Annotated in this window: 14 protein-coding genes; 5 read left to right on the top strand and 9 right to left on the bottom strand. The window is 56.8% G+C overall.

The window, feature by feature from the left end:
* Positions 1-2: 2 nt before the first annotated feature.
* Together MWU60_RS02450 and MWU60_RS02445 are read right to left on the bottom strand one after the other, a co-directional pair.
* Entirely contained in the window at positions 3-1,553 is a 1,551-nt protein-coding gene (locus MWU60_RS02450; RefSeq protein WP_247225456.1) for a trimethylamine methyltransferase family protein, read from the bottom strand.
* Between the two features lie 106 nt (positions 1,554-1,659).
* A complete protein-coding gene (locus MWU60_RS02445; RefSeq protein WP_247225455.1) occupies positions 1,660-2,460 on the bottom strand; it encodes a GMP synthase in 801 nt (266 codons plus the stop codon).
* A gap of 103 nt (positions 2,461-2,563) precedes the next feature.
* On the opposite strand from MWU60_RS02445, the gene guaA reads away from it, so the two are divergent.
* Complete coding sequence (guaA, locus tag MWU60_RS02440) at positions 2,564-4,123, top strand: glutamine-hydrolyzing GMP synthase (RefSeq protein ID WP_247225454.1); 1,560 nt, start codon at positions 2,564-2,566, stop codon at positions 4,121-4,123.
* A 102-nt stretch (positions 4,124-4,225) separates the two neighbouring features.
* Positions 4,226-5,047 carry an FkbM family methyltransferase gene (locus MWU60_RS02435; RefSeq protein ID WP_247225453.1) on the top strand — a complete coding sequence of 274 codons (822 nt, stop codon included), beginning with the start codon at positions 4,226-4,228 and terminating at the stop codon, positions 5,045-5,047.
* On the opposite strand, the gene MWU60_RS02430 is transcribed toward MWU60_RS02435, so the two are convergent.
* Positions 5,036-5,644 carry a hypothetical protein gene (locus tag MWU60_RS02430; RefSeq protein ID WP_247225452.1) on the bottom strand — a complete coding sequence of 203 codons (609 nt, stop codon included), beginning with the start codon at positions 5,642-5,644 and terminating at the stop codon, positions 5,036-5,038. The two genes, MWU60_RS02435 and MWU60_RS02430, sit on opposite strands and share 12 nt — an antisense overlap.
* Before the next feature lie 82 nt (positions 5,645-5,726).
* Between MWU60_RS02430 and MWU60_RS02425 the strand changes: the two genes are divergently transcribed.
* From MWU60_RS02425 to MWU60_RS02415, 3 genes are all read left to right on the top strand, one after another.
* A complete protein-coding gene (locus MWU60_RS02425) occupies positions 5,727-6,593 on the top strand; it encodes a DMT family transporter (protein ID WP_247226154.1) in 867 nt (288 codons plus the stop codon).
* A gap of 165 nt (positions 6,594-6,758) precedes the next feature.
* Positions 6,759-7,856, top strand: a complete 1,098-nt coding sequence (locus MWU60_RS02420) for an outer membrane protein transport protein (protein ID WP_247225451.1) — start codon at positions 6,759-6,761, stop codon at positions 7,854-7,856.
* Between the two features lie 114 nt (positions 7,857-7,970).
* Positions 7,971-8,894, top strand: a complete 924-nt coding sequence (locus MWU60_RS02415; RefSeq protein WP_247225450.1) for a DMT family transporter — start codon at positions 7,971-7,973, stop codon at positions 8,892-8,894.
* On the opposite strand, the gene lpxB is transcribed toward MWU60_RS02415, so the two are convergent.
* The 6 genes from lpxB to bamA form a co-directional block, all read right to left on the bottom strand.
* A complete protein-coding gene (gene lpxB, locus MWU60_RS02410; protein WP_247225449.1) occupies positions 8,844-9,971 on the bottom strand; it encodes a lipid-A-disaccharide synthase in 1,128 nt (375 codons plus the stop codon). The two genes, MWU60_RS02415 and lpxB, sit on opposite strands and share 51 nt — an antisense overlap.
* Complete coding sequence (gene lpxI / locus MWU60_RS02405; RefSeq protein WP_247225448.1) at positions 9,968-10,849, bottom strand: UDP-2,3-diacylglucosamine diphosphatase LpxI; 882 nt, start codon at positions 10,847-10,849, stop codon at positions 9,968-9,970. The genes lpxB and lpxI overlap by 4 nt, the downstream gene beginning before the upstream one ends.
* Positions 10,849-11,631, bottom strand: coding sequence for an acyl-ACP--UDP-N-acetylglucosamine O-acyltransferase (gene lpxA / locus MWU60_RS02400; RefSeq protein WP_247226153.1), 783 nt, complete (start codon positions 11,629-11,631; stop codon positions 10,849-10,851). Before lpxA ends, lpxI begins: the two co-directional genes overlap by 1 nt.
* Entirely contained in the window at positions 11,628-12,089 is a 462-nt protein-coding gene (gene fabZ / locus MWU60_RS02395) for a 3-hydroxyacyl-ACP dehydratase FabZ (RefSeq protein ID WP_247225447.1), read from the bottom strand. Before fabZ ends, lpxA begins: the two co-directional genes overlap by 4 nt.
* A gap of 91 nt (positions 12,090-12,180) precedes the next feature.
* Positions 12,181-12,702: an OmpH family outer membrane protein gene (locus MWU60_RS02390; RefSeq protein WP_247225446.1), complete on the bottom strand. Its 522-nt coding sequence runs from the start codon at positions 12,700-12,702 to the stop codon at positions 12,181-12,183.
* Positions 12,703-14,949 carry an outer membrane protein assembly factor BamA gene (gene bamA, locus MWU60_RS02385; RefSeq protein ID WP_247225445.1) on the bottom strand — a complete coding sequence of 749 codons (2,247 nt, stop codon included), beginning with the start codon at positions 14,947-14,949 and terminating at the stop codon, positions 12,703-12,705. It abuts the gene before it with no gap.
* Between the last annotated feature and the right edge of the window lie 122 nt (positions 14,950-15,071).

Raw genomic sequence — 15,071 nt, 5'->3', positions numbered from 1 at the left:
TTTTAGGTGAACGCGTCCGGCATGCTGGCTTTCTTATCGGCCACATAGGCGCGGAGCTTTGCCTCGACCTCCGGGTCAAGCTTGGGCTGCTGGTAGGTCTCCAGCAGCTTTGCCACCCGCGCGGTCGCCAGCGTTTGCGTATCGCGGGCGCCTTCTTCGTCCCAGGTTTCAAACGGTTTGTAATCAAACAAGTCTGACCGCCAGAACGCTGTTTTGAAATTCGCCTGCGTATGTTCGCACCCAAGATAGTGGCCGCCCGGCCCCACCTCTGCGATGGCCTCCATCGCCTGCCCGTTCTCGGACATATCCACGCCGCGCGCAAAGTGGTGCAGCGTGCCCAGCATGTCGGCATCCATGACAAACTTTTCAAAGGATGCAACAAGACCCCCTTCAAGCCAACCACAACTATGCAACATAAAGTTGACACCCGACAGCAGCCCCATGTTCAGGCTGTTGGCCGTCTCATAGGCCGCCTGCGCATCCGGCAGTTTGGACCCGCAGAACGATCCGGCGGACCGATAAGGCAGGTTCAAACGGCGGGCCAGCTGCCCTGCCCCGTAGGTGATATGGCTGGCTTCTGGTGTGCCAAAGGTTGGCGCGCCAGAGTTCATATCGATAGACGTCACAAAGGTGCCCATCACTACCGGTGATCCGGGGCGGATGATCTGGCTATAGGCCACGCCCGCCAACACTTCGGCCAGAACCTGCGTCAGTGTCCCTGCAACAGAAACCGGCGCCATCGCCCCGCCCACGATGAAGGGGCTGATGATCGAGGCTTGGTTATTTTTCGCAAAGACTTCCAACGCGCCCATCATGATGCTGTCGAATGTCAGGGGCGAGTTGATGTTGATCAGCGATGTCATCACGGTGTTGTCCCGCACGAATTCCTTACCGAACAGAATCTCGCACATCTCAATGCTATCCTGCGCGCGGCTGGGTTCGGTAACCGACCCCATAAACGGTTTATCGCTATAGACCATATGGGCCAGCAGCATATCAAGGTGGCGCTTGTTCACTGCCACATCAGTCGGTTCGCAAACCGTGCCGCCGGAGTGGTGTAGCCACTTCGACATATACCCTAGCTTCACGAATTTTTCGAAGTCATCCATCGTCGCATAGCGGCGGCCGCCTACGGCATCACGCACAAACGGGGGCCCATAGACGGGTGCGAGCACAAGGTTCTTGCCACCTACAACCACGTTCCGTTCTGGATTGCGTGCGTGCTGGGTATACTCAGAAGGTGCCGTCGCGCATAGCTTGCGCGCCAAACCACGCGGGATGCGGACACGTTCGCCATCAACCTCGGCACCTGCCGCTTTCCAACGCTCCAGCGCCTCTGGGTTATCGACAAAATTCACGCCGATCTCTGCCAGCACGGTTTCGGCATTCGCCTCGATAACGTCCAGCGCTTCTTCGGTCAGGACTTCATAGTTCGGGATGTTACGCTCTATATACTTGGCCGTCTCGACACTGACCGCCGTCCGCTCGGCCCGGCGCGCTGCACCACCGCCACCGCGCGCGCGGCGTCCTGCTTTGGCTGGTGCATCCGTCATGATCCGTCTCCCTTGAGGTAGCTGACTGCTTGACGTTTATTACAACCCCAACCAGCCGCGCCTTACCAAAGAAGCGGCCCCTGAGACGCGAAAACGACATGTGTCGTCAGTAGACCTTGAAACTGGCGACAAACGGCAAGTGATCGGACACCTCATCCTTGAACCGTTCGCGCCCCATATCCATTGTCCAATGCATTGGGAACAAACGCAAAGAGCCACGCACATAGTCGGTGGCAAAAGTGCGTGACACGGCAAACCCGTCCAGCAGGTTCGCGCGACCTTTATCAAGGATATGGCTAAACCGATCCTGCAAATCCCAAGAGGACACGAAATCCATCAGATCATCGCCGCCAAGATGGTGAAAATTGCTGACATCCTGTCCGGGGATCATGTTGAAATCGCCCATCAACAACAGCGTCTTGCGCTTGAAACCGGGGGTGTTGCGCAGGTTTGTCAGGTAATTCCCAATCGCGATGCACTGCGTGTCGCGCAGCTTTTGTTCCGGCTTATCGCGCCCTGATTTCAGATGAACCCCCAGCAAATGCGCCGAGAACTTGCCCATTTTCACATCAACAGACACGGCACGGCGGCCGGCGGCATAGGCCCCCTCTGATCCCGGCACCAGCGTCGCGTTTTTCACCTCGACGCCTTTCTTGTGAAGGAACCCAATATGCAAATTGCCGGGCTGGGGAATGATTGTTGTATCATAATGCAGCCCATAGGTGCCGATTTCAGCGGCCAACGCATCAATATAACTGACCGGGTTCACTTCAACCAAGGTCACCAATTCTGCATCCAGCAAAGCCAATCCTTCGGCCTGACGCTTCATCCGGTCGATATTTATCCCGCCAAAACCAGCAAGGTTCCAGACAGCCACGCGGGCGAGCGTGTGTTCAAAAATCTGCATTCATAAATCTCCTTAAACAATGAAGACAGCATAACACAGATTTCCACTTTCGAATATCGCGGCCCCTCTTGCACAAATCGGGCCCTGCGATTACCCACGCGGCATGGAAAAAAGCACCCACGAACGCCTGCTCATCATTGATTTCGGCAGCCAGGTCACCCAGTTGATCGCCCGCCGCCTGCGCGAACTCAGCGTCTATTGCGAAATTCATCCCTATCAGAACGTCGATGACGCGTTTTTAGTCGATTTCGCGCCCAAGGCGGTAATCCTGTCCGGTGGCCCCGATAGCGTCACCCGCATTGGATCACCCCGTGCACCGCAGTCCGTTTTCGACCTTGGCGTTCCCGTGCTGGGCATTTGTTACGGCCAGCAGACGATGATGGAGCAGTTGGGCGGCAAAGTGACCACCGGACATGGCACAGCCGAGTTTGGCCGCGCCTTCGTCACGCCAAATGGAAAGCTGTCGTTGCTTGACGGCTGGTTCGCGACCGATAAAGAGCAGGTCTGGATGAGCCATGGCGACCATGTCTCTGAAATCGCTCCGGGTTTTGAGGTATATGGCACGTCACCCAACGCGCCTTATGCCATCACTGCGGACGTCGCGCGTAACTTCTATGCCGTGCAATTCCACCCCGAGGTGCACCACACGCCCAACGGTGCGAAACTTTATGAGAACTTCGTGCGTATCGCTGGTTTCACCGGTGATTGGACGATGGGTGCCTACCGCGAGCAGGCCATTGAGGCGATCAAAGAACAGGTGGGCAATGCCCATGTGATTTGCGCCCTCTCTGGCGGTGTTGATTCCTCTGTCGCCGCAGCTCTGCTGCATGAAGCTATCGGTGACCAGCTGACTTGCGTTTTCGTCGACCACGGTTTGCTGCGCCTGAACGAGGCCGAAGAGGTCGTTGGCATGTTCCGCGATCACATGAACCTCAAGGTGATCCACGCCGACGAAAGCGAGTTGTTCCTGGGCGAGCTTGAGGGCCAATCCGACCCCGAAACCAAGCGCAAGATCATCGGTAGACTGTTCATCGACGTGTTCCAGAAATACGCCGACCAGATCGAAGATGCCGCATTCCTTGCGCAAGGCACGCTTTACCCCGATGTCATTGAAAGCGTGAGCTTTTCCGGCGGTCCTTCCGTGACCATCAAAAGCCACCACAACGTCGGTGGCCTGCCTGAAAAGATGGGCCTGAAACTGGTCGAACCGCTGCGCGAGTTGTTTAAAGACGAAGTGCGCGCCTTGGGTGTCGAACTGGGCTTGCCCAAATCCTTTATTGGACGCCACCCTTTCCCTGGTCCCGGCCTAGCCATTCGCTGCCCCGGAGAGATCACGCGCGAGAAACTGGAAATTCTGCGTAAAGCGGACGCTGTCTATATCGACCAGATCCGCAAGCACGGGCTTTATGATGACATCTGGCAAGCGTTCTGTGCGATCCTGCCGGTACGCACCGTTGGGGTGATGGGCGATGGGCGGACTTATGACTTTGCCTGCGCATTGCGTGCTGTGACATCGGTTGATGGGATGACGGCGGATTACTATCCGTTCAGCCACGAGTTCCTTGGCGAAACTGCGACGCGGATCATCAACGAAGTGCAGGGCATCAATCGGGTAACCTATGACATCACCAGCAAACCGCCCGGAACGATTGAGTGGGAATGATCAGCCCAGCCCGCGTTAAGTTAACACAAGAATAAATTAACTATTTGTAAATACATTCGCCTATAAGTTGTATGGGAATTGTTTTTTGCGAGTACGCTTCTTATGCAACCTTCCCTTTCCCATATCCCGACACCCCGTCTGCGCGCTGGCCTTGCTGGCAACAAAACACTACGCGCGCTGGCTTTGCCACTGTTGCGCCTGTGCGATTGGCGGATGTCCATCAAGAACCCTTACGCCGGGGTGCGCTTTGACCTTCTAAGCTACACGCATAAAGGGTACTGGTTCTACGGACGCTCGCGCGAGGCTGCCACCATGCAGCGGCTCAAACGACTGACGCGGCCCGGTGACACGGTATTCGAAGTCGGCGGCCACATCGGTTTTGTCGCGCAGTTTTTTGCCAAACAAACGGGTCATACCGGTGCTGTTCATGTTTTCGAGCCCGGCACACAAAACAAGCCTTTCTTACGCCAAAACATCCGCCGCTTTGATAACTGCGTGCATATCGACGCCGCTGTCAGCGACCGCGATGGCAAGGCGACATTCTATGAAGAAAATCTTGGCGGTTTCATGAACTCACTTGATCAGGGTTTTGCGCAAGGCAGCGATCTGGCAGCATCACAGCACGCCAGAATGCAAATACGGGCGCGTGCCGTGCGGACGGTCACATTGGACAACTATGCGCTGCGCCACGGATGCACACCCGATATTCTGAAGATTGACGTCGAAGGTGCCGAACTGGCTGTGCTGCGTGGGGCACTCAGAACGCTTCCCCAGGTGCGTGCGGTGATGGTTGAGGTTGCGCGTGACAAGCAAGCGGTTTTTGCGCTGCTGACCGAAGCGGGCTTTCACCTCAGCGACGAAAACGGCCAACCGCTTACGACACCAGACGCCCTGCAGGGCAATGTCTTTGCGCTACGGACGTAAGGCATCCATCAGCAAGTCGGCAGTAAACTCTCCGGGGGAACAGGCTGCCAGATCACCGGCTTGACCGATAGCCACCCATTCGGCTCTTGCGGCAAGATCACCGCTGACCTGCGGACTCAACCGCAAGGGGTCACGCCCCCAGTGGATGCGGTCCAAAGGATCGTCTGCAAAAAGCGCGGTGGGCGCGACATCGCCCAGATCCGCGCGCGCCAGCAGGAACCCGGCAATGCAATCCACCTGCCGTTCGACCAGCCCCCGCAACATCGTTTCTTCGGATCGGCGGTTGCGAATTTCGCGCAAAGCAAAATCGGCAACCCCATGCTGGACCTGTACCGCATGGCCATAAGCATGCGCGACCAGATAGGGCGCTTGCGGGGTATTCCAGAAACCATCGGCCACCAAAATGCGGTTGGCGGTCGTGCAATAGGTCACGCGTGGGTCCACGCTGCTATCCGCGCCGCATTGCCCGGCCATCTGATCAACCCGTTGCACGGTTGGCATGCGGTCAAAAGCGGCTTTGGCAACAACGGACAAGTTCGTAACAGAATCGGCTAACGCCATTTGTGCCACCATCGTAAACGTTATGATCAACCGCATCGCCTTGCTCCATCGCTTTGCACCAGCCAATCATATCATTGCAGGGGTTGCAAAGCGCCGCGCGGCAATGACAACTGCGCTGATGAATACCACCTTGCAAGCCGCACTTTGGATGATCGGCGCTATCTGTTCTTTCACGCTGATGGCCGTTGCCGGGCGGACGGTCAGTATTGAGCTTGATACCTTCGAGATCATGCTGTTTCGCAGCCTGACAGGCATCGCAATTGTGATTGGTGTGGCCAGCTACGTGGGGACGTTGAGAAAGATCAGCGCAAACAGGCTGGGCCTGCATACGACACGCAACATCTGCCATTTTACCGGGCAAAATCTGTGGTTTTACGCCATCACCACCATCCCCTTGGCACAGGTTTTTGCTTTAGAATTCACCACACCGATCTGGGTGATCCTGTTATCGCCGCTGTTGCTGAAAGAACGGCTGACGTCCATCGGCCTGTTCTGCGCAGGGCTTGGCTTTGTTGGCATCTTGATGGTGGCGCGACCAGACCCCAGCAACATCAACGCCGGTCTTGTCGCGGCGGCAAGCTGTGCGGTCTTCTTTGCGCTGACGGCGATCTTTACGCGAAAGCTGACGCAGACAGAAAACATCACCACGATCCTGTTTTATCTGACCGTTATGCAAGCAGTCTTCGGGCTGATCTGTGCCGGGATCGACGGCGACATCGCGGTGCCATCGCAGGCGGCCCTGCCTTGGGTCATCCTGATTGGTTGCGCCGGACTGCTGGCCCATTTCTGCCTGACCAAAGCGCTCAGCATCGCACCGGCCAGCATCGTGATGCCGATCGACTTTGTGCGACTACCCACGATCGCGGTCGTGGGCATGTTAATCTATGACGAACCCATCGAGGTCTGGATCTTTGCCGGAGCGGCCCTGATTTTTGCGGCCAATTACATCAATATCACGCAGGCGAACAAGAGCGCTAAGACCTGACCTGCAGCAAAGCCAGCGAAACAAAACGAAATGTTAACAAGTGTTATTGCAATTTTGTGACGCAGCGGAGCGGATTGAAACTGACGCGGCGTCATTAATTGACGTAAACCTTACGCACTCCATAGGGTGGACAGCACATAATTTATTCATGACAGGGATGAGGACATGAAAAACCTAACAACGGCAGGCGCAGCACTGCTGATGACAACGAGCCTGGCACACGCAGTCGGACTCGACCGGTCCGGGCAACCAGTTGGCATTATCTTTGAAGAAGGCAACTATGCCGAATTCAGCTTTGGCTATGTCATGCCGGAAGTGACCGGCGACGCAATTGACCTAGCACCGCTTGGCCAACCAAGTGGCTCCATTGGCGACGTCGCGGATGATTATTCGCAGTTTAGCTTGGGTTATAAGACCGACATCAACGATCAGTGGTCATTTGCAATTATCGTCGATGAACCCTATGGCGCGAATATTGACTACCCATCCGATACCCCGGGTCTACTACAACCAACCGCCGCAGAATTGAACGCAATCGCGCTGACTGGTCTGGCAAGGTATAAACTTGACGAGAACTTTAGCGTGCACGGCGGCATTCGTGCACAGAATGTCAGCGCAGATATTACTTTGCCATCTAGTGCAACGACAGTTGAGCTGGAAGACAGTCTGGCGTTTGGCTACACAATTGGTGGTGCTTATGAGCGGCCAGATATCGCGTTGCGTGTTGCGCTGACTTACATCTCTGAGATCGAGCATGAATTCGATGCAACGGTCGGCGGTGTTGTTGAAAGCGAGACCAAGGTGACAACCCCGCAAGCGGTCAATCTTGATTTTCAGACTGGTATCGCAGCGGACACCCTTGTGTTTGGATCGGTGCGTTGGGCAGAATACAGCGTCGTCAAAGTCCAACCTGACCCGCTTCCTGTATCCATCACGGATATTGAGGACGGTTTCACATATACACTGGGGGTTGGTCGCAGATTTAGTGATGTTTTCTCTGCCTCGTTGAGCGCCACACTGGATACTGAAGGTGAGGATGATTTGGTTTCTCCGCTCGCACCAACCAATGGTAACTACTCCATTGGTTTGGGTGGCCAGTACAAAGTTGACGATAACATCACTTTGTCTGGTGGTGTCCGCTACATTGTTGTTGGTGACGCACGCCCTGAGTTGGATACACCTCTAGGTGTCGACACAGCCATTGCTGAAATGGAAGACAACACCGCAATCGCGGTTGGCTTCAAGATTGGTTTCAACTTCTAAAGTTCAGTCCAAAACTCTGTTCAACGAAGCCCCGCCCATTTCGGCGGGGCTTTTTCTTTGCCCTCTCGCATGATCCGGGTTGCGTAGATCGCGCCAAACCGATCATGTCGCCCTATGGCACCCGTCCAGAAAACCATATCGCCTCGCGCTTGGGCTGAACTGTTGATGCTCTCGCTGATCTGGGGCGCATCTTTTCTATCCATACGCATAGCGCTTGACGAAATCGGGCCGCTGACGGCTGTCGCGCACCGCACAGGCTGGGCAATGGTGATCCTCTGGACCTACGTCTTGGTCCGCCGCCTATCTGCGCCCACTGACCTGCGTGTCTGGGGCGCTTTCCTTGTCATGGGATTGCTGAACAACGTGATCCCCTTCAGCCTGATGGCATGGGGACAACTGCATATCGAAACCGGCCTGACCTCAATCCTGAACGCAGCCACGGCGATCTTTGGCGTTATTGCCGCCGCGATTTTTTTCGCGGACGAACGCCTGACGGCGCGCAAGGCAGTCGGCGTGACGCTTGGCTTTATCGGCGTTTCAACCGCCATTGGTCTGGCCGCGTTCAAAGACTTCGACATCCGCTCACTAGGGCAGTTGGCCGTCATTGGCGGCACGATAAGCTATGCGCTGGCGGGCGTCTGGGCGCGCAAGAAACTGGGGCATCTGAAACCACAGGTCGCCGCCGTAGGCATGCTGACAGGCGCAAGCCTGATGACCATCCCTGCCGCGTGGTTCGTTGAAGGCCCGATCAGCCTGTCATTGCAGCCTCAGACCTGGGCCGCGATCAGCTATTACGCCATCGTCGCCACGGCGATTGCCTATATGCTTTACTACCGCGTGCTCGCGATGGCAGGCAGCGGCAATCTGATGCTGTGCACGTTGCTGGTCGCACCTGTCGCGATTGTTCTGGGCGCGGTCGTGCTTGGCGAAGCCTTGCCACTGCGCGCCTATATCGGATTTGGTATATTGGCCTTGGGGTTGCTGGTCCTAGACGGGCGGCTGTTCAAGACGGTCCAACACCGCAAGCGCCGCACGTAGCCCCGGCGGCTCACCTCCCTGCCCCAGCCGGTCCATCGTCAGGGCCATTGCGGCCTTTTGCGCATCTGGATTTGCGAGAACATCAAGGACAGCATCCGCTATCGGCCCCGGCTGGCAGGCCGCACCTATGAATTCCGGCACCACGCGCGTGTCACTGACAAGGTTTACCAAGGTGACCGTATCCACCATCAGCATTCTGCTAATGATGATCCGCGACAGCCATGCCATATCATAGGCGATCACCATGGGTGTCCCGCTTGCCGCCAACTCCAGTGACACGGTGCCAGAGGCGGCAAGCGCCACATCAGCCCGCTTGAACCATGCCGCCTTATCAGAAGATCCCGGCGCAAGCACTGTAACAGGCACCGACCAAGCCGCGACCCGTGTTTGCACCAGATCATGCACACCGCGCGTTGTGGGAATGACGAATTGCGCGTCTGGTACCGCCGCTGCAATCTTCGCCACCGCCTCACCAAACCGATCCGCTAGCCGCGACACTTCGCCTTTGCGGCTACCGGGCAGGACCAGTACGACAGTCCCCTCGCCCAAAGCCGCAGCCTCCGCATCGGTCGCCACGGGTTCTGCCACCACCGGATGCCCGACAAAATCGCAGGCCATACCGGCGGCCTGCATCAAAGGCGGTTCAAACGGAAACAGTGCCAGCACATGATCAATGTGGCGTGCCATCTTTTCCGCCCGCTTTGGCCGCCATGCCCAGACCGTCGGTGCCACGTAATGCACCGTGCGGATATCGCTGGCGGCTTTCACCAACCGTGCGACACGCAAGCAAAAATCCGGGCTGTCGATGGTGATCAAGACATCCGGCTTTGTCGCAAGGATCGCATCGGCCATCTGCCTGATCCGGGCCTTGAGCGCACGATACTTTGGCAAAATCTCGGCCAAGCCCATCACGCTGAGCTCTTCCATCGCAAAACGGCTGTCCAACCCTTCGGCCTGCATCAACGGCCCGCCGACACCATCAAACGCCATATCCGGGCGCAAGGTCTTCAGCCCCGCCATCAAAGCGGCCCCCAGCTTGTCGCCCGAGGCTTCACCGGCAATCACAAAGACCTTCATGCACCCCCCTTGGGACGCACCCAGAGAAAGAGGCCAGCCCTATCAAGGGTTACTAACAGCTCATCCAAGCCAAGAACCATCACACCGTCATGTTCAATCACAATTCCGGCCAACCCCGCAGCAACAGCACCCTTGGCGGTCTGGGGTCCGATCACAGGCAGATCCGCCCGGCGGTCCTGATCCGGCTTGGGCGCTTTGAACAGGATCGCACCGCGTGCGTCCGTCGGCTCACCATCTGCGCCACTCAGCCACTCAGCGGCACTGCCCAGCACAGCGCCAAACCCGTCAACCGCGCTCCACAAAGGATCATCGGTGGGTGCAAACTGCCCCAGCATCGCATCGGTCCCGGCCTGCCCTTCGCGCGCCAACACGCGGCCGTTGCGCACCAGACACGCCTGCCCCAGATCGGCGCGGCCCATCTCTGCGATCGTTTGCTCGGCCGTCACCGCATCCTGTCGGTTGTCGATTGTCACGGGCTTGCGGCTAAGCACACCGGAATCCGGCAGCAAATCAGGGGCAATCGCGTGGGCGGCACGCACCGTCAGGCCAGCCTCTTCAAATATCGCGATGATTGCGCGCAAGGCACCGTCATCACCTTGTGCAATTGCCTGCATGATCCGTGGCACCAATGGCTTTGTCGCATTGTCAATAGCACTGGGATCAATGGGGGGGCGTGTGACAGCCCCGGCCATGCAGACTTCGGTGACGCCACGCGCGGTCAAATCCGCAAGAAAGCTGCCCAGTTGTTCGATCCGAAACGTCAGGTCAGGGGTGATCGCCGGCCGAAACCCATCCATCGCGCAAATCAAAGGCCGCACAGGCAAACGCGCGACAAGCGCGGGCGGCAGATCACCGGTGCCGGCAATCAGTGCAAGCATCAGCCCGGCGTCAGGAAGTTGCGGTCGGTGTCACCAAGGATAAACGCCACCATCTGCTGCACATAGGGGCTGTCGTTTTCTTCGGCCAAACGATGCGCACGATCCTGAAACGTGCCTTCACCATCCTTAAGCATCTGGAATGCGGCGCGCATCGCTGTGATATCCGCACGGTCCACGCCTTTGCGTTTCAACCCAACCAGATTAAGCCCGTCCAACGCACCGCGCGGACCCTGCACCAGACCATGTGGCACCACATCCTTGGTCACCATCGTCACAGCGCCAATAATGGCCCCCTGCCCGATGCGGACAAACTGATGCACACCGCAAAGCCCACCGATGATCACATCGTCCTCGATGATACAGTGGCCGGCCACGGCAGAGGAATTCACCACAATCACCCGGTCGCCGATTTGCGCGTCATGGGCGATGTGACAGCCTGCCATGAACAGCCCATCGTCACCGATGCGAGTCTCACCGCCACCGTTCGCTGTGCCGGTGTTCATCGTGACGTGTTCGCGGATGCGGTTACGGGCACCAATGCGCAGGCGGGACTTTTCGCCATCAAACTTAAGATCCTGCGGGATTTCACCAATTACCGCGAATGAGAAAATGACCGTGTCCGCACCGATATGGGTATCACCATCAATCACCACATGGCTTTTCAGTTCAACCCGGTCGCCAAGCACAACGTCTGGCCCAATCACACAAAACGGACCAATCACGCAGTCCGCGCCAATTTGCGCGCCCTCAGCAATCACGCAAGAAGGATGAACCCCCATCAGCCTTGCATGTCCATCATCGCCGTGAACTCGGCCTCGGCGGCCATTTCGCCATCAACGGTTGCCACGCCTTTAAAGCGCCAGACCTTTCCACCGGGTTTGCCGCGTGTGGTTTCGACATGCATTTCAAGCACATCCCCCGGCACAACCTTGCGGCGGAATTTGCAGCCATCAATCGCCATGAAATACACCAGTAGATTGCCGTCAGTCAGCCCCAGTGACGCACCAACCATCACAGCCGTGGTCTGCGCCATTGCCTCGACAATCGTGACACCCGGCATGATGGGATTGCCCGGAAAATGCCCTTGGAAATGCGGCTCGTTCATCGTGACATTCTTGATGCCCACCGCAGATGTGGTCCCATTGATGCTATGCACCTTGTCGACCAGCAAAAACGGATAACGATGTGGTAGAATTTTCTGGATCAGTTGAATGTCGGCGGTTGTGACGGCTTCGGTCATTCCGGGCGGCTCCTTATCTTCTTTTTGGTGGGGCCCATTGGACGCCTTGGGATCATGATTAACAAGGCCGCAGTACCCGGGCAAGCGCCGCTTACTCTCCGCCCGTTCCCAATTCTGCATCAATGCGCACAATCGCATCATCCGTGATATCTGCGGCACGCACCGAAAGGATGATATTGCGTTCTTCCATGACCATCACCGCACCGCGTTCCAGCATAATGTTCGCCACAATCCCTTGCACACGCTGTTCAAACCGCGAACGGGCCTCGGCTGTGGCGACCTGCAGCTCAACATTCTTGGCGTCACGCACGCGGCGTACCTCTTGGACTTTGGTGTCGAATGCCTCGGCTTCGGCGCGAAATTCCTCGGGGCTCATGTTGGGGCGACGGATGGTCAGGCTGCGTTCTTCGTTGGTCAGCGATTCGACGATGCGATCATTCTCGGCTTGCAGCTCTATGGCTTGCTCTGACAGTTCCGCCGATAACCTGCGACCATAAAGCGTTTCAACAAACAAGCGTTCCTGATCGACAATCAGGATCGGCGGACCAGATTGCTGGGCTGACACGGGAAGCGCCAGCACCAGCCACATGATAAAGGCCCGCAATAGTCCCATTTAAAAGCTCGTCGAGATCGTCAAATCGAAGTTTCGCGTTTTATCACGGTCCTGCACGTTCAAGGGTTCGGTAAAGTTGAACCGAAGTGGGCCAAGCGGCGTCGTCCAAAAGATCGACAGACCAGCGACCGAACGGCCGATAAAATCATTCGAAATCACGTCTTCGCCAAATGTTTCCCCCACGTCCCAGACAGAGCCATAGTCGATAAAAGCCCCACCGGTGATGCCGTATTCACTTGGCAGCCCAAGCGGGAACTCTGTCTCAAGGCGCAGAACGGCAAAAGAGTTGCCACCCAAAGCATCATCCGTCAAATCATCGCGAGGTCCGATGCCGCCTGGATCAAACCCGCGCATCAAACGGCTGCCGAGGAAAAAGCGATCTGTCACGCGGCTGTCGCCATCCTGATAGCTCAGCAGTCCGCCTTCAAGCGTAGCGCGCAATGTAACTTCTTCGTTCAGAATGCTTGTCTCTGCACCGGCGAGTGCTGTGGTCTTGATGAATTGCGTATCGCCAAAGCCAAATTCCTGCCCGAACCGCAAAACAATCCCCGCGTTGGGGTTCAGCCCTGTGCGCCGATTGTCAAAGCTGTAGGAATACCCAAGTGCGTTGGTCCAAATGCCGCCTGCGTCACCTTCGTTCTGGATGATGACACTGGCAAGATCAGAGACGTCATTCAGGTCGGTATATTCAAGTGCGTAGAACAAACGCAGACGCCCTGCATCACTTACCGGAAAGCTCATCGCGGGGCTGATGCGCAGGGTCTCGGTGTCATAAAGCGCGTTTTCATTGTCCGTCGTGCTATACGACAAATCAATCGAGCCACGCAGATTGCGGCCCAGCAATTGTGGTTCGGTGAAGCCGAAACTGAACCTGCGATTGGTTTCGGCGGTCGATATATCAAAATCCAGACGTTGGCCGCGCCCTTGGAAGTTGCTTTGCCGGTAGGCGGCCAGCAAACTGGGACCTGTGTCGGTGTTAAAGTTGGCGCCAAACGTCAGCGTGCCGGTCGGCCCTTCCACGATATCAACATCAATCACGGCCTGACTCGGGGACGATCCGGCGCGGGTATCGACCGCAACAGATTCAAAGAAACCAAGCCCGCGAATACGGCGCGCGCTTGCACGAATTTCACGCGGGTTCAGCGGGTCGCCCTCAACCGTGCGAAACTGATTGCGGATAACACGGTCAAGCGTTGTGCCATTGCCCTCGATGTCGATCCGTTCCACAAAAACGCGTTCGCCTGAGACCAACACATACTCGATATCAATGGTTTGATCGCGAGGGTTACGGGTTGTGCGCGGTTCGACCTGCACAAAGTTCAGACCACGCTGGACGGCAAGCCGCTCTATCCGGTTAATGTCGCTGTCAATCGGCACAGGAGAGTATGTCGCACCGGCGCGCACACGCACGCTATCACGAAAATCGGCCGCATCCACGCCAGTGATTTCGCTTGAAACCGTGACCTCACCAAAGGCGAACCGCTGCCCTTCCCGCAAGTTATATGTCACAAGGTATGCGTCTCGTTCACGTGTCAGGGACACGTCAACATTCTGGATGACAAAGTCAAGATACCCGCGGGACTGGTAGAAGTCAGTCAAGACTTCGCGGTCCCGTGCCACACGTTCAGGCGAATAGGTATCCCGACCCACCAGAAAGCGGAATATACCGGCTTGCTTGGTCTCAAGCACACGGCGCAGGCGACGCTCGGAATAGGTGCGGTTGCCTAGAAACGAAATACGTTCAACCTCGGTGACGGCCGATTCCACGACCTCAAACACCAGATCAACGCGATTTTCAGAGAGCGGGATAATGCGCGGAGTGACCGTTGCGTTGATGCGGCCCTGCTGCGCGTAAGCCTGCGTGATCGCGGCGGTATCAGCCTCTGCTTGTTCGGGCGTAAACACCCGGCGAGGCTGTGATTGAACCACTTGCAGCAGTTGCGCATCACGTAGCCGCGCGTTGCCTTCGATATTGATCCGATTGACTGTGGGGTATTCGACGACCCGTACCAGCAAACGGTTGCCTTGGGGTAGCAGATCAACGGTTTCAAACAGACCCGATGCGCGGATATTTTGCCCTGCTGTGTTCAACTCGGCGGTCGAAAGACGCGTGCCGGGCTGCAACCCGCCAAAGGTCAGGATCGTACCATCCGCGACACGTTGGTTGCCTTCGACTTCGATTGTGCTGAAAGCAACGCTTTGCGCACTTGCCACACCTGACGTTAGAACGACGATGCAAAACGCCATCCAGACCAATCGCACCGCTGCACTAAATTGCGCCAAGACGCACCTCAAACCTGTCTTCATAACGACCGCCCGTGCCCAGTTCATTGTTTCCTTCGGAGTACCGACAATGATGGGAGATGTCA

This window comes from Yoonia sp. F2084L, assembly GCF_023015625.1.
In the GTDB taxonomy this organism is placed as follows: domain Bacteria; phylum Pseudomonadota; class Alphaproteobacteria; order Rhodobacterales; family Rhodobacteraceae; genus Yoonia.
The sequence above is the reverse complement of the archived record's forward strand: the minus strand, read 5'-3'. Positions and strand labels throughout refer to the sequence as shown.

Excerpts from the sequence above, each read along its gene's own strand:
- MWU60_RS02450 (WP_247225456.1), bottom strand. The coding sequence starts at position 1,553 with ATGACGGATGCACCAGCCAAAGCAGGACGCCGCGCGCGCGGTGGCGGT.
- MWU60_RS02445 (WP_247225455.1), bottom strand. The coding sequence starts at position 2,460 with ATGCAGATTTTTGAACACACGCTCGCCCGCGTGGCTGTCTGGAACCTT.
- guaA (WP_247225454.1), top strand. The coding sequence starts at position 2,564 with ATGGAAAAAAGCACCCACGAACGCCTGCTCATCATTGATTTCGGCAGC.
- MWU60_RS02435 (WP_247225453.1), top strand. The coding sequence starts at position 4,226 with ATGCAACCTTCCCTTTCCCATATCCCGACACCCCGTCTGCGCGCTGGC.
- MWU60_RS02430 (WP_247225452.1), bottom strand. The coding sequence starts at position 5,644 with ATGCGGTTGATCATAACGTTTACGATGGTGGCACAAATGGCGTTAGCC.
- MWU60_RS02425 (WP_247226154.1), top strand. The coding sequence starts at position 5,727 with ATGAATACCACCTTGCAAGCCGCACTTTGGATGATCGGCGCTATCTGT.
- MWU60_RS02420 (WP_247225451.1), top strand. The coding sequence starts at position 6,759 with ATGAAAAACCTAACAACGGCAGGCGCAGCACTGCTGATGACAACGAGC.
- MWU60_RS02415 (WP_247225450.1), top strand. The coding sequence starts at position 7,971 with ATGGCACCCGTCCAGAAAACCATATCGCCTCGCGCTTGGGCTGAACTG.
- lpxB (WP_247225449.1), bottom strand. The coding sequence starts at position 9,971 with ATGAAGGTCTTTGTGATTGCCGGTGAAGCCTCGGGCGACAAGCTGGGG.
- lpxI (WP_247225448.1), bottom strand. The coding sequence starts at position 10,849 with ATGCTTGCACTGATTGCCGGCACCGGTGATCTGCCGCCCGCGCTTGTC.
- fabZ (WP_247225447.1), bottom strand. The coding sequence starts at position 12,089 with ATGACCGAAGCCGTCACAACCGCCGACATTCAACTGATCCAGAAAATT.
- MWU60_RS02390 (WP_247225446.1), bottom strand. The coding sequence starts at position 12,702 with ATGGGACTATTGCGGGCCTTTATCATGTGGCTGGTGCTGGCGCTTCCC.
- bamA (WP_247225445.1), bottom strand. The coding sequence starts at position 14,949 with ATGGCGTTTTGCATCGTCGTTCTAACGTCAGGTGTGGCAAGTGCGCAA.